We start from the raw sequence: 23944 nt of genomic DNA on the forward strand, positions 1-23944 counted from the left end.
GACGATGATAGAGATTATTGTTTGTCGTGACAAGCAGCTTGCAAAGGTAGCGCCATGAATGAGTTAACAGTACAGCAGTTAGCTGATGCCTATCAGGACTATTTCAGCGTTGAACACTGTATCAGCATCAATGCTAAAGCCATTGGCGGAGCCTTGCCGGATAAAACCGCGCTGACAGCCGCTATTCCACCGGCATTTTTACTGGCCTCCGATGCCGGCGGCCTGAACCCTTCAGCCCTGCGCTCACTGCACCGGCTGGGAGACCTGGCAGAGGAGCTGGCGAATTACCTGCAACAACAAGCGCGTAAAATCGATATGCTGCTGCACTACGTATTACGCCAGCAAGATGACGCCGCACAGCGCTTTGTTACGCAAAGTTATGGTGGCAGCGGCTGTTGTTATTTAGCCGACAACCCGCTGCAACCGCTGCAGATAGTTGAATTAAAACTGTTTTTGGATAACAACGATGGCGCGGTATTTTGCTACGGCCAGGTGTTAAGCTGTGAGCCACAGGCAGAAAAATGGCAGATAAAGGTTGTATTTGCCTGCATCAGAGACGAAGATCGTGAGCTGATAGTGCGGGCCAGTTTGCATCAGCAGTCCAAACTGTTAAAACAACAAGCTGAGCAAAAAGCCGGACAGCGGCAACACACTACGCCGGGCTGAACCGGCAACTACGGTATTCAAGTGTTATTAAGGGTTTGTCGTTTTACATGGATCTGATCTCCTCTTTACCACAGCTGAAACAACCTGCCGACCAGTTACATTGGGGCAATTTACAGGGCGCTGCCCTGCCGCTGGCTATTGCGCAGCTGTTAAAGCAACAAGCGGCGCTTTATTTGTTGCTGGTGCCGGACACGCCGACAGCGTTGCGGTTGGAGCAGGAATTAAGCGTGTTTTATCAAAGCGAAGATTGCCCGTTGCTCTCGCTACCCGATTGGGAAACCCTGCCATACGACGTTTTCTCTCCGCATCAGGATATTATTTCCCAGCGCTTAAAAACCCTGTATCAATTGCCACGGCTAAAACGTGGTTTGGTGATAGTACCGGTCAGTACGCTGTTACTGCGTATATGTCATCGCGATTATCTGGAACAAAACAGCTTTCTGATCAAAAAAGGCCAACAGGTTGATTTAGCCGCGCTGAAACGTCAGTTAACCGCAGTCGGCTACCGCAGTGTCGACCAGGTGATGGAGCACGGCGAGTTCTCCGCCCGCGGCTCTATACTGGATCTGTACCCTATGGGGGCTACCGCGCCGTACCGTATCGACTTTTTTGATAACGACGTCGACGGTATCCGCACCTTTGACCCCGACAACCAACGCAGCCTGGCGCAGGTTAACTACATTGAGCTGTTACCGGCGCACGAATTCCCAACCGACAAAGCGGCCATCGAGCGTTTTCGCATGGCTTATCGCGAGCGCTTTGCTGCCCGCAATGAAAAAGAGTCGCTGTACCAGCAGGTTAGCCAGGGCATACTGCCGGCCGGCATTGAGTACTATCTGCCGCTGTTTACCGAAAAAACAGCCACTTTATTTGATTACTTACCCGCCGACAGTCGCTGTCTGCTGTTAGGTGATATTGAACACAGTGCAGATAAGTTCTGGTTAGAGCTGAAACGCCGCTTTGATGACAGAGCCATCGACCTGCTGCGGCCAATTCTTGGCCCGGCCGAACTGTATTTGCCGGTAGACCAACTATTTGCGCGGTTAAAGCAATATGGTCGCATCCGCTTAAGCCAGGCTCAGCTGAGCGCAAAAGCCGGCCAGGCCAATGCCGATTTAGCCACCTTGCCGGACTTGAGCGTTAAGCACCAGCTGAAGAACCCGCTGCAAGCCTTGCAGCAGTTTATTTTACAGTTAAAGCAACAACAGGGCCGTGCGCTGTTTTTTGTTGAAAGTGAAGGCCGGCGCGAAAGCCTGCTGCAGCTGCTGCATAAAGCCGGCATCCATATTTCGCAATTTGATGACTTAGACGCTTTTAACCACAGCAAAGACGACCTTGGCATAGTGGTTGGCGCTCTGGAGCAAGGCGCCTTTATTCAGCAGCCGGCTAAACTGGCGCTGATCAGCGAAAACGAATTATTCGGCCAGAAAATAAGCCAACGCCGGCGCCGTAAACGCAGCCAGCAGGTGTCGTCAGACACCGTGATCCGCAATCTGGCGGAGTTAAGCCCGGGCCAGCCGGTAGTGCATTTACAGCACGGTATCGGCCGCTATCAGGGCTTGCAGCTATTGGATGCCGCCGGCATCGTTGCTGAGTTTGTCAGCATTGAATATGCCGGCAGCAGTAAGTTATATGTGCCGGTTACCTCGCTGCATTTGCTAAGCCGCTACAGTGGCAGCGATACCGAGCATGCACCATTGCATAAGCTGGGCAACGACAGCTGGGAAAAATCCAGACGTAAAGCAGCAGAAAAAGTGCGTGATGTCGCCGCCGAGCTGCTGGATGTGTATGCCAGACGCGCCGCCCATCAGGGTTATGCCTTTGCGCTGGATGAACAGCAATATCTGGCCTTTGCCGACAGCTTCCCGTTTGAAGAAACGGCTGATCAGCAAGACGCTATAGACGCCGTATTGCGCGATATGCAAAGCCCGCAACCAATGGACCGGCTGGTCTGCGGCGATGTCGGCTTTGGTAAAACTGAAGTGGCGATGCGCGCGGCCTTTGTTGCGGTAAACGACGGTAAACAAGTAGCTATTCTGGTGCCGACCACGCTGCTGGCACAACAGCATTTTGACAATTTTAAAGACCGCTTCGCCAACTGGCCGGTGCGGGTAGAAGTGCTGTCGCGCTTTGTCAGCCCGAAACAGCAAAAAGCTATTTTGGTCGATGTACAAAACGGTAAAGTCGACATCCTTATCGGCACGCATAAACTGCTGCAGGACGATATCAAGCTGCAGGATCTAGGCTTGCTGATTGTCGATGAAGAACACCGCTTTGGTGTACGGCAAAAAGAAAAAGTTAAAGCACTGCGTGCCAACATCGATATTTTAACCCTTACCGCCACGCCTATTCCGCGCACGCTGAATATGTCGATGTCCGGTATGCGCGACTTATCCATTATTGCCACGCCACCGGCACGGCGGTTAGCAGTAAAAACCTTTGTACGGCAATACGAACACGGCCTGATCCGGGAAGCGGTAATGCGTGAAATCCTGCGCGGCGGCCAGGTGTACTTTTTGCACAACGATGTTGCCTCTATTGAAAAAGCCGCCGCCGATTTAGCCGAATTGCTACCCGAAGCCATGATAGGCATAGCGCACGGCCAGATGCGCGAGCGCGAGCTTGAGCAAATTATGTCGGACTTTTACCATCAGCGCTTTAATGTATTGCTGTGCTCTACCATTATTGAGACCGGTATCGACGTGCCCACTGCCAATACTATCGTGATTAACCGCGCCGACAACTTTGGCCTGGCGCAGTTACACCAACTTCGTGGCCGCGTTGGCCGCTCGCACCACCAGGCTTATGCTTATTTGTTAACACCGCCACCGAAGCGGCTGACGAAAGACGCGCAAAAGCGCTTAGAGGCTATTGCCAGCCTGGAAGACTTAGGCGCCGGGTTTGCGCTGGCGACGCACGATTTAGAGATCCGTGGTGCCGGCGAATTATTAGGTGATGAACAAAGCGGCCAGATAGAATCGGTCGGTTTCAGTTTATACATGGATATGCTGGAACAGGCGGTGCAGGCATTGAAAAACGGCCGCGAACCCAGCCTGGATGCAATGCTAAGCCAGCAAACCGAAATGGAACTGCGCATACCGGCCCTGCTGCCCGACAGCTATATTCCGGATGTCAATTTGCGCTTATCCTGTTATAAAAAGCTGGCTTCGGCGCAAAGCAGCGACGAGCTGGATGAAGTGCAGGTGGAACTGATCGATCGCTTTGGTTTATTACCCGATGCGGCAAAAAATCTGGTAGCGCTGTCTGAGTTTAAGCTACAGGCCCAGGCGCTGGGAATTCGCCGTATTGAAGCCAACAATAAAGGCGGCGTGGTGGAATTCAGCGAGAAAACCGCTGTGTCACCGGGTTATATTATTGAGCTGATCCAAAAACAATCACGGGTATTCAAACTCGAAGGTGGGCAAAAGTTGCGTTTTACTATTGCCTCGAACGACACGGCAGAACGCCTGAGCCTGATAGCCAACATGTTGTCTGACTTTGCCCGACATAAGGTAGAAAGATGAGTAACACCATTAAATTTTGTTGCCTGGCAGCAGCTATGCTGAGCAGCGCTGTCAGTGCCCGGGAACAACGCTGGTTTGAAGTGGAAATGATTATCTTCAGCCAAACCCCTGCTAACGCCCTGCAGGAGCAATTTGATACAGTGGTTACCCCGGTTAAACCCGGTCGCGCTATTGATTTATTAACTTCGCGCTACCAGCCACCACTGAAAAACCTGCTGGCTGAATTGCCGCTGTGCCCTGTACCGCAGCAATTCAGTATCGAATATGCCGTGCCGCAATTAGCCGCCAACCTGCTGTGTATTTTTGAACCCCAGCCTGAAGCCTGGCAGCAGCGTAACTTGTTTGAGCCGCGCTTAACCATCAGCACCGTGCCTTATCCGCAGCAAACCGCTGTAGTGATTAGCGGCGACGCCGTGCACCAGAGTGTGCCCTATCTGGCCGAAGCTGAAGCACTGCAGCTGGGTGATATTGCCGCTAAAATTCAACGCCAGCCCGGTAACAAACTGCTGTTGCACACCAGTTGGCGCCAGGCGCCGGTAACAGAGCGCAGGGCCATTGCCAGCCGCTGGTTTGCCGGACAAAACTTCAGTACTCAGTTTGATTATTGGGGCCAGCCACGCCACCCAGCCGATGTGTTGAACGCCGGAATTACTGCAGCAGAGCCAGCCGGCAGCGACAACCCGGCCACAACAAATGAGCTACTGACCAATATTGAGCAATTGTTGCAACAATTAACGGCCAACAACCAGTTACCTGAACAACCTGCAGCACCGCTGGATGTCGCCACAAATAACAGTTCGGCGTTAGCCAGCCTGCCGGACCAGGTATGGCAATTGGATGGCTTGTTCAAACTGCATTTAGACCATTACTTATTCGTTAATACCGAGTTTAATTTGCGCCTGGCGCAGCAAGATAAACTGCAAACGGTGTATGTGCGGCAAAGCCGGCGGGTGATCAGTGGCGAAATCCACTATCTGGATCACCCTTACCTCGGCATAGTGTTGCAAATTCGTCGGTTTGAGCCACCGCAGACAGAAGATATTGAGGCTAACTTGCTAACGGAATGATAATTTTCGAATAAAACTATTGCTAAAGCGGCGTTAAGTGCCTAAGCTTCTGCCGTCTTTAACATCTTTATACAAAACTGTACGGGTAAACAACATGTTATTTTCTTATATTACCTGTACCGTATCAGAGCAGCACTGACCATTATGAATGAGCTGAATCCAATGCCGGAGTTTACTCCGAAACAGTATTTGCTGTTGTTGGCGTTGTTATTACTGGCAACCAGTTGCAGTCCGGTGTTGGGCTGGCTGTTTCCCGCCCTGGTTGGTACCGTTTGGCTTACTTTTCTGCCACCTTTGCTTGGTTTATATCAGTTGTTGTTACTGTTTCGCAGCTTAGGCATCATTAATTTGCCGGGCGTAGCCTGCTATTCAGCCATTCTGGCACCGTTATCATTGTTGAGTTTTTATCAGTTTATCCTGCAATAACCCACTCTTTTGCCATTTTTGCGTTATTATAGCGCCCACATACTCTGCACAGCGTCACAAGGCTTAATATAGCCGGTACCTTGTTGTGCTCATTTTATTCTCGTTAAGGTTTAGCAACGGATGTCGATTAACTGGTTTCCGGGCCATATGCACAAAGCCCGTAAAGAAATTGCCGAAGTCATGCCGCAGGTTGATATTATTATCGAAATGCTGGATGCCCGTATTCCGTTTTCCAGCGAAAACCCGCTGGTGCCGCAACTACGCGGCAATACGCCCTGTATTAAAGTATTAAATAAAGCCGATTTAGCCGACCCGGAATTAACCAAGCGCTGGATTGAACATTTTGATGCCCAGTCCGGCGTAAAGGCCATTCCTATCAGCCAGCAGAACCCGGAGCAAATCCGTGCCTTGCTGCAACTGTGTAACGACATGCTGCCACAGCGTAATTTGGATATTCGCGGTGCCCGCGCCATGATTATGGGCATTCCCAATGTCGGTAAATCTACCTTAATTAATACCCTGGCCGGCAGAACCATTGCCAAAACCGGTAATGAAGCCGGCGTTACCAAGATGCAGCAGCGCATTAAGCTGGATAACAATGTGATCCTGACCGACACGCCGGGTTTTCTCTGGCCTAAACTCAGCCCGCCTACCTGTGGTTATCGCCTGGCCGTAACCGGTGCGATTAAAGATACCGTGTTCGACTACGCGGATATTGCTATGTTCGCTGCAGATTACCTGCTGCAACGCTATCCGCAAGCGGTCATGCAACGCTTTGGCTTAACCGAACAACCTCAGAACGACCTGGCGTTAATGGATGCTATCGGTATCAAGCGCGGCGCAATGCGCAAAGGCGGTATCGTCGATCTGGAAAAAGCCGGCAGTATTTTAATCACCGAACTGCGCGCCGGTAACCTTGGCCCCATTACGCTGGAAACGCCGGAAATGGTAAGCCAGGAGCAAATTGACGCCAAAGCCGAAGAAGGCGCCAAAGCAAAGGAAAAAGCCGAGCGTGAAGCCGAGCGCAAACGCAAAGCACAGCGAAAATACCGCTAAGCAGCTGTCCCGAGCACTGTTACGCCAAAATGTTACTCAACAACTGCTGATACTCGGCAAATTTGTCCTGTTGCTCGCTGTCGAGCTGTTCATGCGACAGCTGCTGCAGCAGGGTTTTCGCCAGCGCAATATGCCCCTCATCCAGCGCCTCCTGGCCACGCAATGCCGCCAGCACTTTTAGAATATTTAATGCCACACTCATATTATTCGGCGTTAATGAAAACGCCTGCTCTAACGAATTCAGCGCCGCATGAAATTTATTGCGTTTAAAAAACTCCACCGCCATCCGGTTTAACTGCTGCGGCGTAAAGTGCACCGCACTGCGCTCAGCGGCTTCCTGTTCAATGTATTTGCCCACTACCTGATTGGTCAGGCCGGTGCCGGTAATTTGCCGTTTAATCGCATCCAGCAACGATACCGCATCTTCACGCCGGCCCAGCTCATGCAGGGCTTTCACTTTATCCAGGTTATCCTCTACTGAGGTACCCGGCCGCAAGCTAACCTGATTATCAACAATACCCTCAGCCTTGCTGCGCTCCTCGCGGGCCGTATGTAACCTGGCCCGCACCACCAGCAGTTGATCTTTTAATTGCGCCGCTAACGGCAGCTGTTTTTCCAACTCAGTTAGCAGTAAATCAGACTGGCTCAGCACTTTTACCGCATCGGCTTTATCCAGCGTCGTAGCATAATCGATGCCGGCACGCACCACGTTAAGCCGCAGCAAAGGCGAGTCATGAATCGAGTTTTTCGCATGTTTGGCCATAGCAATAGTGGCCTGATATTGGCCGATATGGTCGTGATTTAACCGTGCTAAATCCAGCAGGCGTTTATTGCGTTCAATGTTACGCGGCGCTAACCGTGTGGCTTTTTTAATTTCTTCATAGGCCTGCTCATAGTCTTGCTTACCTATGTAGTAATGCGCCAGCATATCGTAAGTGGCAAACCGCGTGTCGGTTTTGTCGGTAAGTTGCTGCAACAGCGTCTGAATTTCTGCCAGCTTATCTTGTTGCAATAAAGCCTTGATATAGCCCAGATAAGCCCATGACAGCTTATGGCTTTTCAGTAAGGTATCGTAATACACCGCGGCGTCGGCAAACTCGCGCAAATTCAGCAGGCATTCGCCTTTTAACCGCTTCATCTGCAGATGGTATTTACTCAGCGCTGGGTTAAGCAAATGCCGTTCGGCAAAATACACTGCCTTGCTGTAATCCTGGCGATCAATCGCCTGATACACGTTAAACAAGGTGCGTTTTACTTCCAGTGTCACCGGCAGTCGCGTTTGCACATGCTTACTGTTTAACGGTTTAACCCAGAAATCATCCGGCTGTAACTCAACAATGCTGTTGACCAAATCTTCACTGGTTTCCGCACTGAGGAAAATTAATACCGTGCATTTAGTGACATACCGCTTAAACTTCAGCTCTTCGAGCAAATGAAAACCGTCTTTGTCGCTTTTAACATTAAAGGCGCAGATCACCACATGAAACAGAGTTTGTTCGCATAAACGCAGGGCATAATAAGAGTTCTCGGCATATTTAATATTCACGATGCCCAGTTCAAGTAACGCCGATTTAATGACGTTTTGTACCAGTATCTGATCATCAATAATCAGTACATTTAACTTGTCATAAGCGGTAAGTTCTTCTTGTTCCATCAGCGTACTTGTTCCATCAGCATACTTTGCATCCCTGCGACAACGGCTATAAATGCACTAAGGTTAATATCAGTTATATTAGCAAGCTGCGATAAAAGCAACATCGCGAAAATATAATCCGCCGACCCCATTGTCAGTCGCAGCCATCACCCCAAACTCAGCAACCAGACGTTTTATCAACCGAGCCAGAGGGCCAAACTATGTTTTATCAACTCAGCATCGTACAAATGAGCAAAATGCTACAAAATTTACAGCATATACTGGATAAAGGCGCCGCCTTTGCCGACAGCAAAAAAGTAGAGATGGCGGTACTGTTAAACTCCAGACTGGCACCGGACCAGTTTAACCTGACCCGCCAGGTACAAATTGCCTGTGATACGGCCAAGCTCGGTGCAGCAAGGCTAAGCAACAAAGTAGACAGCGCGCCAAAACATGCTGATGATGAAACCACCCTGGCTGAGTTAAAACAACGTATCAGCGACACTCAGGCTTATTTGGCTACGTTTAGCGCAGCGGATTTTGCCAACGCTGCCACGCAGAAGATCAGCCAACCGCGCTGGGAAGGTAAATATTTAACCGGTGAAGAGTTTTTAATGCAACATGTACTGCCGAACATCTACTTCCATGTCACTACCGCTTATGCCATCTTGCGCCACAATGGTGTCGATGTCGGTAAAAAAGATTATCTTGGTGCCATGCCTTATAAAGTTTAATTAGCAACAACAACAACGCCGGGTCATAACCCGGCGTTGTTGTTTCAGGTGTCAACCGTGTTAGCGTTCTAACACGATACGGTAACGTGCCTTACCACTTTTTAAATGCGCCAGTGCCTCGTTTATTTGCGCAAACTTAAACATTTCCACTACCGGTTTAATATTGTGTTGCACGGCAAACTCAAGCATTTTGGCAATGGTAGCCGGGCTGCCAACCGGTGAGCCAGACACAGAGCGCTGCGCCATAATCAGGCCAAATACGCCGATGTTCAGCGGCTCCAGCGTGGCGCCAACAAAGTGCAACCGGCCTTTGGGCTTTAATGTCGACAGGTATAAATTCCAATCCAGCGCCACATTGACAGTAGAAATAATAAAGTCAAAGCGCCCTGCCGCCTGCTCAATTTCGGCACTGCTGCGTGAATTAATGCACTGATGCGCACCCAGCTCTTGTGCTTCTGAGGCTTTACTGTCGCTGGAAGTAAAAGCAGTAACTTCACAGCCCCAGGCACGCAGAAACTGCAGCGCAATATGGCCAAGGCCACCAATACCGATTACTGCCACTTTATCGGTGGGTTTTATATCAAACTGCACCAGAGGGTTAAATACAGTAATACCGCCGCAGAACAGCGGCCCGGCTGTTTTCGCATCCATGCCATCCGGCAATGGCACCACGCTGGCAGCATTCGCCCTTACTTTGTCGGCGAAGCCACCGTGGCGGCCTACTATGGTGCCTTGCGCCTTATTGCACAGGTTATGGTCGCCGCTGCCGCAGCTACTGCACACTTTGCAGTAATCTGAATGCCAGCCCAAACCCACCACCTGACCGGCTTTAAGATGGCTTACAGCAGAGCCCACCGCGCTGATACGGCCCACCACTTCGTGGCCGGCTACCAGTGGGTAAGCCGACATACCCCATTCATTATTTAACATTGACACATCTGAGTGACAGATGCCGCAGTAATCGACGTCTATTTCCACGTCATCGCGGCCAAGTTCCCCGGGCTCATATTGCCAAGGCACCAGCTTGGCATTAGCTTCCGGTGCGGCGTAAGCGTTAATCATATTCTCTCCTGCAAGGTTACGGTGTAGCACTTTGTGTAGCTATACAGCTAACAGTATTGACCAGATCTGTGCGCCCGCCCGGAAATAACCGCAAGGCGCTCACTATTTGTACAGCAAGGCCTGTTTCTTGCGCAGCTTTCAGGTATAATCCGCCGACTTTTTTCCGGCCCGGCCAACTTTAAGAGACACTATGACAGTACAAACCTTTGACCCGACACAAACCACCACTCTGGACACTCCTGCCAAAGCCTTAGCAGAGCAGGCTAAAGCCGGTGCCGGTAAAGGTAACACCATAGGTTTTGTGTCATTGGGCTGCCCGAAAAACCTCGTCGACTCAGAGCGTATTCTTACCCAACTGAAAAGCGAAGGTTACAACATAGTACCCAGCTACGACGATGCTCAGCTGGTTATTGTTAACACCTGTGGTTTTATCGACTCTGCGGTGCAGGAGTCGTTAGATACTATTGGCGAAGCCTTGGCCGAAAACGGCAAAGTGATTGTCACCGGCTGTTTGGGTGCGCGCGAAGATGAAATCCGCCAGGTACACCCGAATGTATTGGGCATTACCGGGCCGCACAGCTATGAAAACGTATTAAAGCAGGTGCATGAATTTGTACCTAAGCCCAAATACGACCCCTTTACCATGCTGGTGCCGGACCATGGCGTTAAACTAACGCCCAAGCATTATGCTTATTTGAAAATCTCTGAAGGCTGTAACCATCGTTGTACCTTCTGCATTATTCCGTCCATGCGCGGCGATTTAGTCAGCCGCCCGGTAGGTGAAGTACTGGATGAAGCCCAGCGGCTGAAAAATGCCGGCGTAAAAGAGCTGCTGATCATCTCGCAAGACACCAGCGCCTATGGTGTTGACGTAAAACACCGAACCGGTTTTTGGAACGGCTCACCGGTAAAAACCTCGATGCAGTCACTGTGTGAAGCCTTAGGCGAGATGGGTATTTGGGTGCGCTTGCATTATGTATACCCTTACCCGCATGTCGATGACATTATCCCGCTGATGGCACAGGGTAAGGTACTGCCGTATTTAGATATCCCGTTTCAGCATGCCAGCCCGCGGATTTTAAAGCTGATGAAACGCCCGGGCCAGGCCGACCGCGTATTAGAGCGGATTAAAAAATGGCGCGAGATTTGTCCTGAGTTAACCATCCGCTCCACCTTTATTGTCGGCTTTCCGGGGGAAACGGAAGAAGACTTCCAAATACTGCTCGACTGGTTACAGGAAGCACAACTGGACCGCGTGGGCTGCTTTAAATACAGCCCGGTAGAGGGCGCCAAAGCTAACGACTTGCCAGACCCGGTAACAGAAGAAGTAATGGAAGAGCGTTACCATCGCTTTATGCAAACCCAGCAAGCGATCAGCAGTGCACGGCTACAAGCGAAAATCGGCAAAACCATTAAGGTGCTGATTGACGAAGTAGACGACGAAGGCGCCATTGGCCGCAGCCACGCCGATGCGCCGGAAATTGACGGTGCTGTATACTTAAACGGTTTAACCGCGGTTAAACCTGGCGATATTATCGATGCCGTGGTCGAAGAAGCCGATGAATATGACCTGTGGGCCTCGTTGGTTGAATAACGGTTGTAGTTAAGTGAAAAAGGCAGCTTAGGCTGCCTTTTGTCTGTCTGTGCGGTTAACTACTCCAGTGTCAGCAAGCGCTGCTGCACATCAGACAGTTGCTGGTTATACAGCGCTATATAAGGCAGCTCAGCATCACTGGCTGCCAGCTTCAGCGCATAGCCACGCTCTATACTACGCACTATAGCCAATGCACCGGCCATGCGGCCGCGGTTACCTTTAATCGCAGCTTTAATGTCTTTATGCAGATTAACATGGCGTAAAAACAGCTCTGACGGGATATCAAACAGCAGATCTGTGCCGGAGATCAGCGCCGCCAAAAAGTACTGTTGGCATTGCACGGCACCGAGTTGCCACTGCTGCGCTATATGTTGTGCCGTATAAGCCCGGGTTAATACCGTTATTGCTGCCGCCGGTGAAGTACCGCTAAGCACTGCGCACATCAGCAACCATTTTCGGGTCAGTTCCAGGCCAAGCCGGGTCACAGTTTCTTTAATTGAGCCTACTTCACGCGTTCTGCGGTACAGCGGGCTGTTGGCAATTTTCAGCAGCCCCATCACTATATTGGGTTCATTTTTCAGCAGTGCCGACAACTGAGCAATATCCGGCTCGGCGGCAAACAAACAGCTGATAATCTCTGCTACTTTAAGTGCGCCGGGTTCAATTTTTTTGCCGGCCACCAGCAGCGATTTGGTTAAAAAATAGCCCTGAAATAAATCACAGCCCAGCGCTTTAAAAATAGCGAACTGCTCATCCGTTTCTACCCGCTCGGCCAACCATAATAAGCCTGGCCGGCCAAACTGCGTTTTATAGCGCTCTGTATCGGCCAGGTTGCTGTTTAATACATCCAGCCGGACAATATCAGCCAACGGCAACAGCTGCTGTGCAACCTCTGTCAGCGCAACGTCATGCAGTGCCAGCCGAAAGCCCTGCTGCTTCAACACTCTGAGCGCGGCAATATAGGCTGCATCCGGCTGCGGCGGAATAACCGGCTCCAGCACAACAGTGTCCGGCTCCAGCGGCAAAGCGCGGCCTGATAAGATAAAGTCAACCGCCACGGCAACAAACAGCGGCGCCTTATATACAGCACTTTGCGCGCTGATATCACTGCACAACTGCTGTAACTGAGCGTCGCTGAGCGCGGCATCACTCAGCAGCAAAGCGCTGACACCGGCGCCACTACGGTTAAGCAAGGTAATGGCATAGCGTTTTTGCTTACGGTCAAAAATGGGCTGGGCAGCATACACTTGTTGGATAGCAGTGCTTTTGTCGGTTTCCATGCTTTGGCGGGTCAAATCCTGTCCTTACCACAATACAATTCAGATAAACGCGGCCAATATAAAGCCACACCGGCATGCTGTCCAGCAGCACGCCGGTTATTATAATAACGCCTTTATTGCTCCCCCCAAGCCCTCCAGCGTCAGAGCATACATACGTTTTTGCATCAGCTGCTCTATCATGCCGATAGAATAATAATGCCCCCACCACTGCTGCGGTTGGGGGTTGAGCCACACTGCTTTGGGATACTGCGCCAGCAGACGTTGTAGCCATACCTTGCCCGGCAGCTCGTTAAAATGCTCGACACTGCCGCCCGGGTAGTCAATCTCGTACGGCCCCATAGTGGCGTCACCGACGAAAATCAGCTTATAGTCACTGGCGTAGGTGTGAATAATATCGTCAGTTTTAATTTGCTCAGTGTAACGGCGTTTATTATCGCGCCACACACCTTCGTACACGCAGTTATGAAAATAGAAAAATTCCAGATGTTTAAATTCGCTTTTAACAGCGGCAAACAGTTTCTGGCATTGTTCTATATGGTCATCCATTGAGCCGCCAACATCAAAAAACACCAGCAGTTTAATGGCGTTGTGCCGCTCGCGCATAAAGCGTAAATCGAGCCAACCAGCCTGCTCTGACGTGGCCTGAATAGTGCCGTGTAAATCCAGCTCGGTCTCTGCCCCACTGCGGGCGAATTTACGCAGCTGTTTTAGTGCCAGCTTTATACTGCGGTTGTTAAGCTCACTGTCGGTGTCCAGGTCTTTAAACTCGCGCTTATCCCACACCTTTACCGCACGGCGCGCACCGCTGCCCTGCTGCCCTATGCGCACGCCTTCGGGGTTATAACCGTAAGCGCCAAAGGGTGAGGTGCCGCCGGTGCCAATCCATTTATTGCCGCCGCTGTGTTTTTTTTGCTGTTCAGCCAAGCGCTCTCGCAGGGTTTGCAGCAGTTTATCAAGGCCACCCATGGCTTGCAGTTTGGCTTTATCTTCATCGCTGAGTTTGCGCAGCACTTCAGGCACCAGCCACTCCGGCGGTATGCTGGCGGCGATGTCCACCTCTGCTACCCCCTCAAAGTACTCAGCAAAGGCGCGGTCGAATTTATCGTATTGGGTTTCATCTTTTACCAGACACAGCCTGGACAGCTGATAAAAAGCTTCAGTGTCAGCAAAGATCACTTGCTGTTTCAGCGCATTAAGTAAATCCAGCAGTTCGGTAATGCTGGTTTTTAAGCCGTATTTGCGCAAAGTAAAAAAGAAATCGATTAGCATGGCAAGTTCCGCAGTCTGGCTTGCTCATATATCAGGGTGAGACTGGAAACTCGTTTTGGTCGGCGCAGAGTGTCTGAGCGCAGGCGCCAGCCGAAGCGAGTTGCTGCGACGAGCCAAAAGGAGTATTGCAGTCGAGCCAGGAGGCAGCACAGAACCCGCTCTATCAATTCAGCGTATGCCACTCTTATCTGCCCTGTCTTTTTGCCAAAAACGCCAATTTCTCTACCAGCGCCACATCCTGCTCATTTTTCAGCAGCGCGCCAAACATTGGCATTAAGCCGCCTTTTTGCTGCTTGTCGGTTAATACCTCTGGCGGAATATCTTCGGCCAGCAATAACTTTAACCAGTCGAGCAGCTCAGACGTCGACGGCTTTTTCTTTAAGCCTGGCAGCTCACGCAGCTCAAAAAACACCTCCAGCGCTGTGCTTAACAGCTGCTGTTGGATCTGCGGGTAATGCACAGCGACAATGGCGCGCAAGGTATCGGCATCCGGAAAGCGGATATAGTGAAAAAAGCAGCGACGCAAAAAAGCATCCGGCAGTTCTTTTTCGTTATTTGAGGTAATAATCACAATTGGCCGTTCAACCGCGCTTATTTGCTCGCCGGTTTCGTGCACGTAAAACGCCATCCGGTCCAGCTCGTGCAGTAAATCGTTGGGAAACTCAATATCGGCTTTATCTATTTCGTCTATCAGCAGTACCGGGCGTTTAGCAGCAGTAAACGCCTGCCACAATTTACCCGGCCGGATATAGTTATTGATATCGTGCACCTTGTCACTGCCCAACTGGCTGTCACGCAAGCGCGACACCGCATCGTACTCGTACAGGCCGTGCTGTGCCTTGGTGGTAGATTTAACATGCCACTGAATAAGCTCTGTGCCAAGGCTTGCCGCCAGCTCCTCTGCCAGCCGCGTTTTACCGGTGCCCGGCTCGCCTTTTATCAGCAGCGGTTTTTCCAGCGTTACTGCGGCATTTACCGCTAATGCCAGTTCATCAGACACGATATAATTATCTGTGCTTACAAAGGCCATTACTACCCTCTACTCTTATTGTGAAGCCCGTCAGGCTTGTGGTGAAATGTAATATCTTATAGCCAAAAGCTACTGTAATTTTTGCCACGCTGGCGTATTCTTATAACCAATTTATCGTAAACGGAGTTTTTTTATGGCAAACGTCTATGCAGACAACTCATTGTCTATCGGCCGCACCCCGCTGGTCAAATTAAACCGGACTATTGAAGGCGGCGCTAATGTCTACGCCAAAATTGAAGCACGTAACCCCAGCTTCAGCGTAAAATGCCGCCTGGGCGCTGCATTGATTTGGGATGCCGAGAAAAAAGGTACCTTAACGGCTGATAAAGAAATTGTCGAGCCTACCTCCGGTAACACCGGTATTGCGCTGGCGTTTGTTGCGGCCAGCCGTGGCTATAAGCTTACACTGACCATGCCGGCCACCATGAGCTTAGAGCGACGCAAGCTGTTAAAAGCGTTAGGTGCCAATTTAGTGCTGACCGAAGGCCCTAAGGGCATGAAGGGCGCCATTGAAAAAGCCAAAGAAATTCAGGCATCTGACCCGGATAAGTATTTAATTTTAGGCCAGTTTGAAAACCCGGCTAACCCGCAAATTCACTTTGATACCACCGGGCCGGAAATTTTTAATGACTTAGACGGCAAGGTCGATATTTTCGTTGCTGGTGTTGGCACCGGCGGTACTATTACCGGTGTCAGCCGCTATCTGAAACAAGAGAAAAAGCTGCCGCTGTTAAGCGTGGCCGTAGAGCCGGCAGAATCGCCGGTGATCACTCAGGCCAAAGCCGGTGAAGAGTTAAAGCCCGGCCCACACAAAATTCAGGGTATTGGTGCCGGCTTTATTCCGGGTAACCTCGATTTAGCTCTGGTGGATGAAGTGGAGCGCGTTACCAGCGACGAAGCCATTGCCGGCGCCCATCGTTTGATGCGCGAAGAAGGCATTCTGGCCGGTATTTCCTCCGGTGCCGCCCTGGTCGCCGCCCAGCGCCTGGCCGCAAAACCGGAAAATGCCGGTAAAAATATCGTGGTAATTCTGGCCAGCGCCGCCGAGCGTTATTTAACCAGCCCGTTATTTACCGAAGTGTTTACCGAACAGGAATTACAGCCTTAATCAAGCGCTTAGCTATAATAAAGGGCTGCTTATGCAGCCCTTTTACTTTACAGCGCGGGCAAAAGGTTCCACACTGAGGAGCGTATTTACTAACCGGATTGTACCGATGAAGCTATATTTTTTGCTACCGCTGTTCCTGTTGTTGGCTGCTTGCGGCGACGATAGCCCTAAAGTTAACGCCCAGTGGGGTACGCCGGAGTACATAGCAACCGAGTTTTTTCATGCCTTGTACAATGAAAAAGATCTGAATAAAGCCAAACAACTGTGCACCAAAGACTACGCAGACTTAATGGAATCCTATGGCACTGTGCGCCAGGTTGGCCGCACCTTAATGAATATGTCATTTGAACAGGTGGATATTCGCGTAAACCGCAGTGGCGGCAATTTACGCGAGCAATATGATAACCGCGCCGATATTACCTTGTTGCTTACCGGCCAGCACGACGGTAAACAGGTTGACGAGCTGCGGGTAGTCGAAATGGTTAAAGATGGCAGCCGCTGGGTAGTACAGGCCGTTAAAGTGGATAAGTTCGCCAGCAGCGCCCGTTAGCGCTGAAAAAACGCCGCTATGCGCTGCTGACACTCAGCCCCGTTTAACAAACGCTGAAATTCGACCAATTCATTAGCAATGGTTTGCAAAGTCAGGCTCTGCTGCACCTTGAGCAGTGCCTTGCTGCTTTGTACCGCATCTGCCGGCAAGGCCGCCAACGCAGTGGCTTTCTCCAGCGCTAAGGCCATCACCGCATCCTGGCTTACTACCTGATTTACCAGCCCCATCTGCTGTGCCTGCGCGGCGTCAAAGGCTTCACCGAGCAATAAATACTGTGCCGCGCGCTGATAACCGGCCACATTGGGCAACAACACGCTGGAGCCGGCTTCCGGGCATAAACCCAGTTTGGTAAACGGCAGCTGAAAACGGCTGTTATCGGCGGCGTACACCAGATCACAATGCAGCAAAGCGGTAGTGCCGATACCAATGGCTAACCCCGCTACGGCGGCCACTAACGGCTTGGGAAACTGTGCCAGCTGATACAGAAACTGCACCGTCGGGTGCTGTGCATTTAATTCACCGGCACCGAGAAAATCCTGTAAATCATTACCGGCACTGAAACAGTCGGCACTGCCCTGCAGCAATACCACATGAATACTGTTGTCTGTCGCCGCCTGCGCAAGGGCGGCGGTCAGCTCGCGGTACATCTGCTGGCTTAAGGCATTTTTCTTCGCCGGCCGGTTCAGGCTGATTTGCAGCACGCTGTTGTGGCGCTGCAGTACAATATCACTCATGCTTATCCTTGTTAATCCCTGATTATTTGCCCGCTACGCTGCCTTCACGGCGCGGATCGGCGGCTCCATGCAAGCCGTCCGCCGTCACCATAATGGCGTGCAGGCCGCTGTTTAAATCCTGTACCTGCACTTTGTAGCCCATATCTTCCAACACGGCCTGTTGCTGCGCCAGCGCAGTGTCTTTTTCCAATGCCAGATAATCATTACGATGGGTAATACGTGGTAAATTCAATGCCTGCTGTACATCAAGCTGCCAATCCAGCACTGCCACTATGCTTTGTGCCACATAGTTAATAATGCGACTGCCGCCGGGTGAGCCTATTATCAGTTTCAATTTATTATCAGCATCAAACACCATCATAGGTGCCATTGACGAGCGCGGCCGCTTGCCGCCTTCTACCCGGTTTGCCACCAGATGGCCGTCAATTTCCGGGCTGAGGCTAAAATCGGTCAGCTGGTTATTTAATAAAAAGCCGCCCACCATCAGGCCGGAGCCAAACACGTTTTCAATGCTGGTGGTCATGCTTACGGCATTGCCGTCACTGTCAACAATAGAAAAATGGCTGGTATTCGGCAGCTCCGGCGATGGTGCAGGCAGTAACGCCGGCGCGCCCTTTGGTATTCCGGCTTGTGCCGGCTTACCCGCTTTGTTGGCCTTAATTAAAGCCGCACGCTGTGCCAGATAATCCGGCGCTAACATGCCCTCTACCGGCACCTGAACAAAGGCCGGATCGGCCAGATAACGCTCCCGATCAGCAAAGGCCAGTTTCGCCGCCTGAGCCAGCAGATGCGTGGTCTGCACGCTGTCCGGCGCCAGTTTGCCAACCTCGTACTGCTGTAAAATGCCCAGTATTTGCATTACCGCTATACCACCGGAGCTGGGCGGTGCCATACCGCATACCTTGTAAACCCGATACGCCATGCACACCGCATCGCGCTGCACTACCTTGTAGTTAGCCAGATCATCAACACTAAGTGTGCCGGGGTTTACCGGCGCTGTTTGCACCCGCTCACTGATAGCTTTGGCCAGCTCACCACGATAAAAAGCGTCCGGCCCCTTGCCGGCAATGGCTTTCAGCGTGGCGGCATAAGCGGGGTTCTTCAGCACGCTGCCTTCTGCCAGCGGTTGGCCGTTGGGCATAAAATACTGTTTGCTGTCATAAAACTGCGTAATACCTTTATTCCAGCCTTTTGCCAGCTGGTTAGCGGTGCGCGATGATACCGGGAAGCCCTGTTCTGCGGCCTTGATGGTATCAGCAAACAATTCAGCCCAGGGCAATTTACCATACTGCTGATGCGCCTCTGCCAACATAGCAATTACGCCCGGCACGCCAACCGATTTACCGCCAACATAGGCCTCGCGCCAATTCATTGGTTTACCCTGCTCAGTAAATAACAACGGCGTGGCCGCTGCCGGTGCCATTTCGCGGCCATCAAAAGTCGTCAGTTGCTGCTGTTTAGCTTGCCAATGCAGCATAAAGGCGCCACCGCCGATACCGGAGCTTTGCGGCTCTACCAGGCCCAGCATCAGCTGGGTGGCAATAGCTGCATCTACCGCACTGCCGCCTTTGGCCAATACTGCACGGCCGGCTTCTGTCGCCAGCGGATGGGCGGCGGCCACCATATAGCTTTTGGCACTGACCAGCTGTTGCTGATAAATACCGGTTGCCGCTTCCGGCTCGCGGGTTTCCTGCTGCGCAGCTGCAGCAAAAAAGGTGAAACCACACGCCACAACAGCGGCGCGATACAGTAACAAAGCAACACTCATAGCAAATACATCTGGTAAAACTGAAGTGATCACACCCTACCCGGTTAGCCGCGTAAGATCAATATGCGTTAGCGCCACTGGTCTGCTTAGCCTGACGCTTTGCCGTTTAAACCGGCAGTACAACGCGCCGGCGCAGATTTTACTTGACCCGAAGCAGCGGATCGTTTTGCATAGACGGCCTGAATCCTAACCAGACGACCTTTACCTTGCCCAGCTTTTTGCCATTCCCCCCCCGCTATTGGCCTTATCTGCTGCTCGGCGCTGTAATAGTGCTGTTGGCAATATTACCGCCCGGTTGGCAACAACTGCTGCAGTATCACCGCAGTGCTATCGGCCAGGGTGAATACTGGCGCTTATTCAGCGGCCATTTGCTGCATTCAAATTATTGGCATTTACTGCTGAACCTGGGCGGTTTACTGCTGGCCATGCTGCTGCACGGCCGTTACTGCACTTACCGTCAATTGCTGTGCTGCTGGTTGCTCTGTGCATTGGCCATCAGCCTGCTAATGTATGCGTTCAGCCCGCAGCTGCAGATTTATGTCGGGCTGTCCGGGCTGTTACACGCCATGCTGACGCTGGGCGCACTGCAGGATATTCAGCGTAAACTTACTACCGGCTGGTTGCTGCTGGCAGGCCTCGCGGGCAAGGTACTGTGGGAGCAATGGCATGGGCCGGACGCCAAATTAGCGGCACTGATTAACGCCGACGTTGCTATTGATGCGCATTTGTATGGCTTGCTAAGCGGTATTGTTATTGGCCTGGCCGCTATAGCGCGACAGCTGCTAAAGAAAAAATAGCCAGGCGACCAGACTGGCGGCCAGGCAGTAATACAACATCGGCACCAGGGTATAGCGGATAATCTCGCCCTCGCGGCCGTTCAGCCCTACCACACTGGCCGCGGCAACCACGTTAACCACACAAATCATATTGCCGGCATTGGCACCGAGCATTTGCAGCGCCAGCACTAAGCTTTCCTCAAGGGCGGCATCCTGCGCCATTGCCTGTTGAAAACTACCGAACATTAAATTAGAAAAGGTCGCAGAGCCGGCAATAAAAGACCCCAGCGCGCCGACTAAGGGTGCCATCAATAACCACATCGTACTCAGATGCTCAGCCGCCTGTTCTGCCAGCGCCAACGGCATCGCTGCCAGCCCGGCATCGTTGACATCTGAATGCAGAAAAATCCGCACCATGGGCACTGCGGCGGCCAGGGCAATAAAAGATGGCCACAGCATGGCGCTGCTTTGCCGCACAGCGGTTTTAAGTTGCTGCGCACTACCACCTTGCAACAGTAACGCGATCAGCGCCGTAAGCACAAATAAACTGCCGGGCAGATATAACGGCATAACGCTAACCGAAATGGCCGAGCCGAAGATATCCGGCCAGCTGACACTGACACTTTGCAATGCCGCTTTAAAGGGCAATTGCGGCACCCGGCTCAGCACCAGCAGCAACGCCACGATAATATAAGGCAACCAGGCCCGTAACAGACCGGGCCCTGCCTGGTTAAAGCTCACAGCAGGCACTGCAGCCGGCTCAAATGGCGCTGGCAGTAAAATGCCACGCTTTGCCATAGTGCAGACCAACGCCAAGCCAATTAACGCCCCCAGCACCGAGGGAAATTCCGGCCCCAACAATACCGCTACACCATAGGCCGGCAATGTAAACGCCAGGCCGCTTAACAGCGCAAAGGGCGCCATCGCAAAACCGGCACGCCAGCCTGATGTAGCGCTGAAAAAACGGCAATACAGCACACACATCAACAGCGGCAGCACTGAAGCTACCATGATATCAATACTGATAGCCTGCACCGCGACCTGTTGCAGCTCTGCCGGCGTAATACCGGGTACGCCCTGAGCCAAACCTACCAACACCGGCGTACCCACAGCGCCAAAAGATACGGCGCTGGAGTCGGCAATTAATGCCAGCACCACAGCCGCGAGCGGGCTAAAGCCCAACGCTACCAATAATGGTGCCGCAATAGCCGCCGGGGTGCCAAAGCCGGCCGCGCCCTCGAGGAAGCTGCCAAACAACCAGGCAATAATGATCAGCTGTACCCGCTTATCACTGCTGATGCGGCTAAAACCCTGCTTAATACTGTCAATGGCGCCGGTCTGCTGCAGCACTTTAAGCAGTAAGATGGCGCCAAACACTATCCAGAGAATGGTTAGTGCTATCACCAGGCCTTCGGCGATGGCTGCGCTTAGCTGCAACAGCGGCATCTGCCAGACAAAGAACGCTAATAAGGCGGTACACACCAGACTAAGCGGCATAGCTCTGCGCGCCGGCATGCGCAGCAGCACCAATAAGCTAAACACGCTGAGTAGCGGCATTAACGCAGTGATCAGTTGTAATAAGCTCATCCTTGCTCCTGCTAACGCTGCAATTTACACCAACGCCGTGTTAAAACGACGCCGGTGCGCTAAACTCCATTACCGCTTTACTCAGTGGATGCACAAAGCGGATATATTCCGCATGTAGCAATAAGCGCGGGCTTTGGGCTACGATATCTGCCGGCGCATACAAAGTATCGCCCAGCATGGCATGGCCCAGCGCCAACATATGCACCCGCAGCTGATGCGAGCGGCCGGTTACCGGCTCCAGTTGCACACGGCTTTGATTGGTCGCCGTGTTGTAGCTGACTAACTGATAGCGGGTTTGCGACGGCTTACCTTGTTGCTGACACACTTTATACAGTGGCCGCTGCTGCTCGTCGGCGGCCAGCGGTAAATCAATCACGCCTTTGGCTTTGTCCAGCTTACCGTTTACCACCGCAACATAGCGCTTTTGCACGCTACGGGCCTGAAACTGTTTACTGATATCTGACAACACCCGCTTGGTTAGCGGTAATATCACTAACCCTGAGGTGTCGTAATCCAGCCGGTGCACCACTTCAGCAAAGGGAAATTCGCGCTTTACACGGCGGATAAGGCAATCCTGATTTTGCGGATGGCGGCCGGGCACCGTTAACAGCTTAGCCGGTTTATTCACCACCAGCAGGACATCATCTTCATACACTATTTGGTATGGCTCGCTGCTGGCAGACAATACTACCAATTCTTCTGCACTGTCACTCATAAGGCTCTCCGCTGGATAAACAGCGGCCATTATGCCGTAAAAGCCCTTCGTCTGCCGGATAAATTCAGCTAAGCTACTCACTTTATTGCTAAGTTTACCACGCCATGACTGACGCCTTTATTTACCGCCCGCCCACCGGCATCCCGCTGAATATCCTGTACCAGGATAAAGACCTTATTGTGCTGAATAAGCCCGCCGGCTTATTAACAAACCCGGGCCGCGGCGCGCATTTGGCCGATTGCCTGCTCAGCCGCGTGCAGCAACAGTATCCACAGGCATTATTGGTACACCGGTTGGATTTAGCCACCTCCGGCATCGTGGTGATGGCGCTGCGACGCAAAGCCGAAGCGGCGTTGAAGCAGCAATTTGCCGAACGCCGGGTAAGTAAACGTTATCTGGCATTGGTGTGGGGTAAGCCGGTACCGGCCGAAGGCACTGTCGATTTACCGCTGCTCGCCGACAGCCACAACCCGCCGAAACAAAAAGTCTGCTTTAGCGCCGGCAAGGCGGCTATTACCCACTATAAAGTACTGCAACAACTGGCCGACCGTGCCCTGGTGGAATTAACCCCGATTACCGGCCGCTCGCACCAGTTACGCATGCATATGCTGCAGCTTGGCCACCCTATCTTGGGTGATGCGTTTTATGCCACGCCAGAGGCCTTAGCTGCAGCCCCGCGGCTGATGTTGCATGCTGCCAGCCTGGAGCTGAACCAGCCGTATAACGGCAGCAGACTGCGTTTTGACGCCGACAGCGATTTTGTCAGCGCCCAAGGTGTACTGATACCCTGAGCTAATACCCTGAAGCAGCAACAAAATTGCCGGCAGTGGCAATGGTAAATTGTATTTTGCCAGCTATAGTGTTTTAAGCTGCTGAGCGGCGCGATTACGCCCAACCGGCGCTACATAACGATAATAAAACAGGAGCTTAGCAATGAGTATGCTGCACGAGTTTAAAGCTTTTGCCATGCGTGGCAATGTAGTGGATATGGCGGTGGGCATTATTATTGGTGCCGCCTTTGGTAAAATTGTATCGTCCTTTGTCAATGACGTTATTATGCCGCCGATTGGTGTACTGTTAGGCGGCGTTAACTTTCGCGATCTGGCAGTGGTAATTCAGCAAGCAACAGAAACCCAAGCCGAGGTAGTGATCAAGTACGGCATGTTTGTACAAACTATTATTGATTTTATCATTATTGCTTTTGCTGTATTTTTTGGCGTTAAGGCAATGAACTCGATGAAGAAAAAAGAAGAAGCCAAACCAGCAGCAGTAGCTGAAGTGCCGGAAGAGATTAAATTACTGGCAGAAATTCGTGATTTGCTGAAAAAGCCGTAATATCACTTAAGCTATGTCGGTTGGATAAAA

General features: G+C 51.7%; 21 protein-coding genes. 12 read left to right on the forward strand and 9 right to left on the reverse strand.

Features of this window, described 5'->3' with window-relative positions:
- Window positions 1-54: 54 nt before the first annotated feature.
- The 5 genes from ACTZWV_RS16505 to ylqF all read left to right on the forward strand — a co-directional run bounded on the left by ACTZWV_RS16505 (window position 55) and on the right by ylqF (window position 6739).
- Window positions 55-666 carry a PilZ domain-containing protein gene (locus tag ACTZWV_RS16505; RefSeq protein ID WP_444787589.1) on the forward strand — a complete coding sequence of 204 codons (612 nt, stop codon included), beginning with the start codon at window positions 55-57 and terminating at the stop codon, window positions 664-666.
- A gap of 47 nt (window positions 667-713) precedes the next feature.
- Window positions 714-4190 (forward strand): transcription-repair coupling factor, encoded by a 3477-nt coding sequence (mfd, locus tag ACTZWV_RS16510; protein WP_444787590.1) that lies wholly within the window; start codon window positions 714-716, stop codon window positions 4188-4190.
- Window positions 4187-5257 carry a CsiV family protein gene (locus tag ACTZWV_RS16515; protein WP_444787591.1) on the forward strand — a complete coding sequence of 357 codons (1071 nt, stop codon included), beginning with the start codon at window positions 4187-4189 and terminating at the stop codon, window positions 5255-5257. Before mfd ends, ACTZWV_RS16515 begins: the two co-directional genes overlap by 4 nt.
- Before the next feature lie 144 nt (window positions 5258-5401).
- Window positions 5402-5683, forward strand: a complete 282-nt coding sequence (locus ACTZWV_RS16520) for a hypothetical protein (RefSeq protein ID WP_444787592.1) — start codon at window positions 5402-5404, stop codon at window positions 5681-5683.
- Window positions 5684-5803: 120 nt separating this feature from the next.
- Window positions 5804-6739, forward strand: coding sequence for a ribosome biogenesis GTPase YlqF (gene ylqF, locus ACTZWV_RS16525; RefSeq protein WP_444787593.1), 936 nt, complete (start codon window positions 5804-5806; stop codon window positions 6737-6739).
- 19 nt (window positions 6740-6758) lie between these two features.
- On the opposite strand, the gene ACTZWV_RS16530 is transcribed toward ylqF, so the two are convergent.
- A complete protein-coding gene (locus ACTZWV_RS16530; protein WP_444787594.1) occupies window positions 6759-8393 on the reverse strand; it encodes a response regulator in 1635 nt (544 codons plus the stop codon).
- Between the two features lie 200 nt (window positions 8394-8593).
- On the opposite strand from ACTZWV_RS16530, the gene ACTZWV_RS16535 reads away from it, so the two are divergent.
- Window positions 8594-9106 (forward strand): DUF1993 domain-containing protein, encoded by a 513-nt coding sequence (locus tag ACTZWV_RS16535; protein WP_444787595.1) that lies wholly within the window; start codon window positions 8594-8596, stop codon window positions 9104-9106.
- Between the two features lie 60 nt (window positions 9107-9166).
- On the opposite strand, the gene ahr is transcribed toward ACTZWV_RS16535, so the two are convergent.
- Window positions 9167-10168: an NADPH-dependent aldehyde reductase Ahr gene (ahr, locus tag ACTZWV_RS16540; RefSeq protein WP_444787596.1), complete on the reverse strand. Its 1002-nt coding sequence runs from the start codon at window positions 10166-10168 to the stop codon at window positions 9167-9169.
- 190 nt (window positions 10169-10358) lie between these two features.
- Here ahr and rimO point away from each other — a divergent pair, with 190 nt between their 5' ends.
- Entirely contained in the window at window positions 10359-11762 is a 1404-nt protein-coding gene (gene rimO, locus ACTZWV_RS16545; protein WP_444787597.1) for a 30S ribosomal protein S12 methylthiotransferase RimO, read from the forward strand.
- Between the two features lie 59 nt (window positions 11763-11821).
- Here rimO and ACTZWV_RS16550 read toward each other — a convergent pair whose 3' ends face one another.
- The 3 genes from ACTZWV_RS16550 to ACTZWV_RS16560 form a co-directional block, all read right to left on the reverse strand.
- Window positions 11822-13057 (reverse strand): EAL and HDOD domain-containing protein, encoded by a 1236-nt coding sequence (locus ACTZWV_RS16550; protein WP_444787598.1) that lies wholly within the window; start codon window positions 13055-13057, stop codon window positions 11822-11824.
- An 84-nt stretch (window positions 13058-13141) separates the two neighbouring features.
- Window positions 13142-14311 (reverse strand): vWA domain-containing protein, encoded by a 1170-nt coding sequence (locus ACTZWV_RS16555; protein ID WP_444787599.1) that lies wholly within the window; start codon window positions 14309-14311, stop codon window positions 13142-13144.
- Between the two features lie 184 nt (window positions 14312-14495).
- Window positions 14496-15341 (reverse strand): AAA family ATPase, encoded by an 846-nt coding sequence (locus ACTZWV_RS16560; RefSeq protein WP_444787600.1) that lies wholly within the window; start codon window positions 15339-15341, stop codon window positions 14496-14498.
- Between the two features lie 133 nt (window positions 15342-15474).
- Between ACTZWV_RS16560 and cysK the strand changes: the two genes are divergently transcribed.
- Both cysK and ACTZWV_RS16570 read left to right on the forward strand, forming a co-directional pair.
- Window positions 15475-16449 carry a cysteine synthase A gene (gene cysK / locus ACTZWV_RS16565; protein WP_444787601.1) on the forward strand — a complete coding sequence of 325 codons (975 nt, stop codon included), beginning with the start codon at window positions 15475-15477 and terminating at the stop codon, window positions 16447-16449.
- 106 nt (window positions 16450-16555) lie between these two features.
- Window positions 16556-16999, forward strand: a complete 444-nt coding sequence (locus tag ACTZWV_RS16570) for a hypothetical protein (RefSeq protein ID WP_444787602.1) — start codon at window positions 16556-16558, stop codon at window positions 16997-16999.
- Here the strand turns inward: ACTZWV_RS16570 and ACTZWV_RS16575 are convergent.
- Entirely contained in the window at window positions 16996-17733 is a 738-nt protein-coding gene (locus ACTZWV_RS16575) for an enoyl-CoA hydratase-related protein (protein ID WP_444787603.1), read from the reverse strand. The genes ACTZWV_RS16570 and ACTZWV_RS16575 overlap by 4 nt on opposite strands.
- A gap of 22 nt (window positions 17734-17755) precedes the next feature.
- Window positions 17756-19501 (reverse strand): gamma-glutamyltransferase, encoded by a 1746-nt coding sequence (ggt, locus tag ACTZWV_RS16580; protein WP_444787604.1) that lies wholly within the window; start codon window positions 19499-19501, stop codon window positions 17756-17758.
- 143 nt (window positions 19502-19644) lie between these two features.
- On the opposite strand from ggt, the gene rrtA reads away from it, so the two are divergent.
- Window positions 19645-20298, forward strand: a complete 654-nt coding sequence (rrtA, locus tag ACTZWV_RS16585) for a rhombosortase (protein WP_444787605.1) — start codon at window positions 19645-19647, stop codon at window positions 20296-20298.
- Here rrtA and ACTZWV_RS16590 read toward each other — a convergent pair.
- Both ACTZWV_RS16590 and ACTZWV_RS16595 read right to left on the reverse strand, forming a co-directional pair.
- Window positions 20284-21864, reverse strand: coding sequence for an L-lactate permease (locus tag ACTZWV_RS16590; RefSeq protein WP_444787606.1), 1581 nt, complete (start codon window positions 21862-21864; stop codon window positions 20284-20286). The genes rrtA and ACTZWV_RS16590 overlap by 15 nt on opposite strands.
- 40 nt (window positions 21865-21904) lie before the next feature.
- Complete coding sequence (locus ACTZWV_RS16595; RefSeq protein WP_444787607.1) at window positions 21905-22579, reverse strand: RluA family pseudouridine synthase; 675 nt, start codon at window positions 22577-22579, stop codon at window positions 21905-21907.
- A 104-nt stretch (window positions 22580-22683) separates the two neighbouring features.
- Here ACTZWV_RS16595 and ACTZWV_RS16600 point away from each other — a divergent pair, with 104 nt between their 5' ends.
- Entirely contained in the window at window positions 22684-23370 is a 687-nt protein-coding gene (locus ACTZWV_RS16600) for an RluA family pseudouridine synthase (protein ID WP_444787608.1), read from the forward strand.
- Between the two features lie 142 nt (window positions 23371-23512).
- The gene (gene mscL / locus ACTZWV_RS16605) at window positions 23513-23914 is read left to right on the forward strand and encodes a large-conductance mechanosensitive channel protein MscL (RefSeq protein WP_444787609.1); all 402 of its coding nucleotides are present in this window, start codon (window positions 23513-23515) and stop codon (window positions 23912-23914) included.
- The last annotated feature ends 30 nt before the right edge of the window (window positions 23915-23944 follow it).

Origin of the sequence: Rheinheimera sp. NSM, assembly GCF_052380015.1 — a bacterium.
Classification (GTDB): Bacteria; Pseudomonadota; Gammaproteobacteria; order Enterobacterales; family Alteromonadaceae; genus Alishewanella.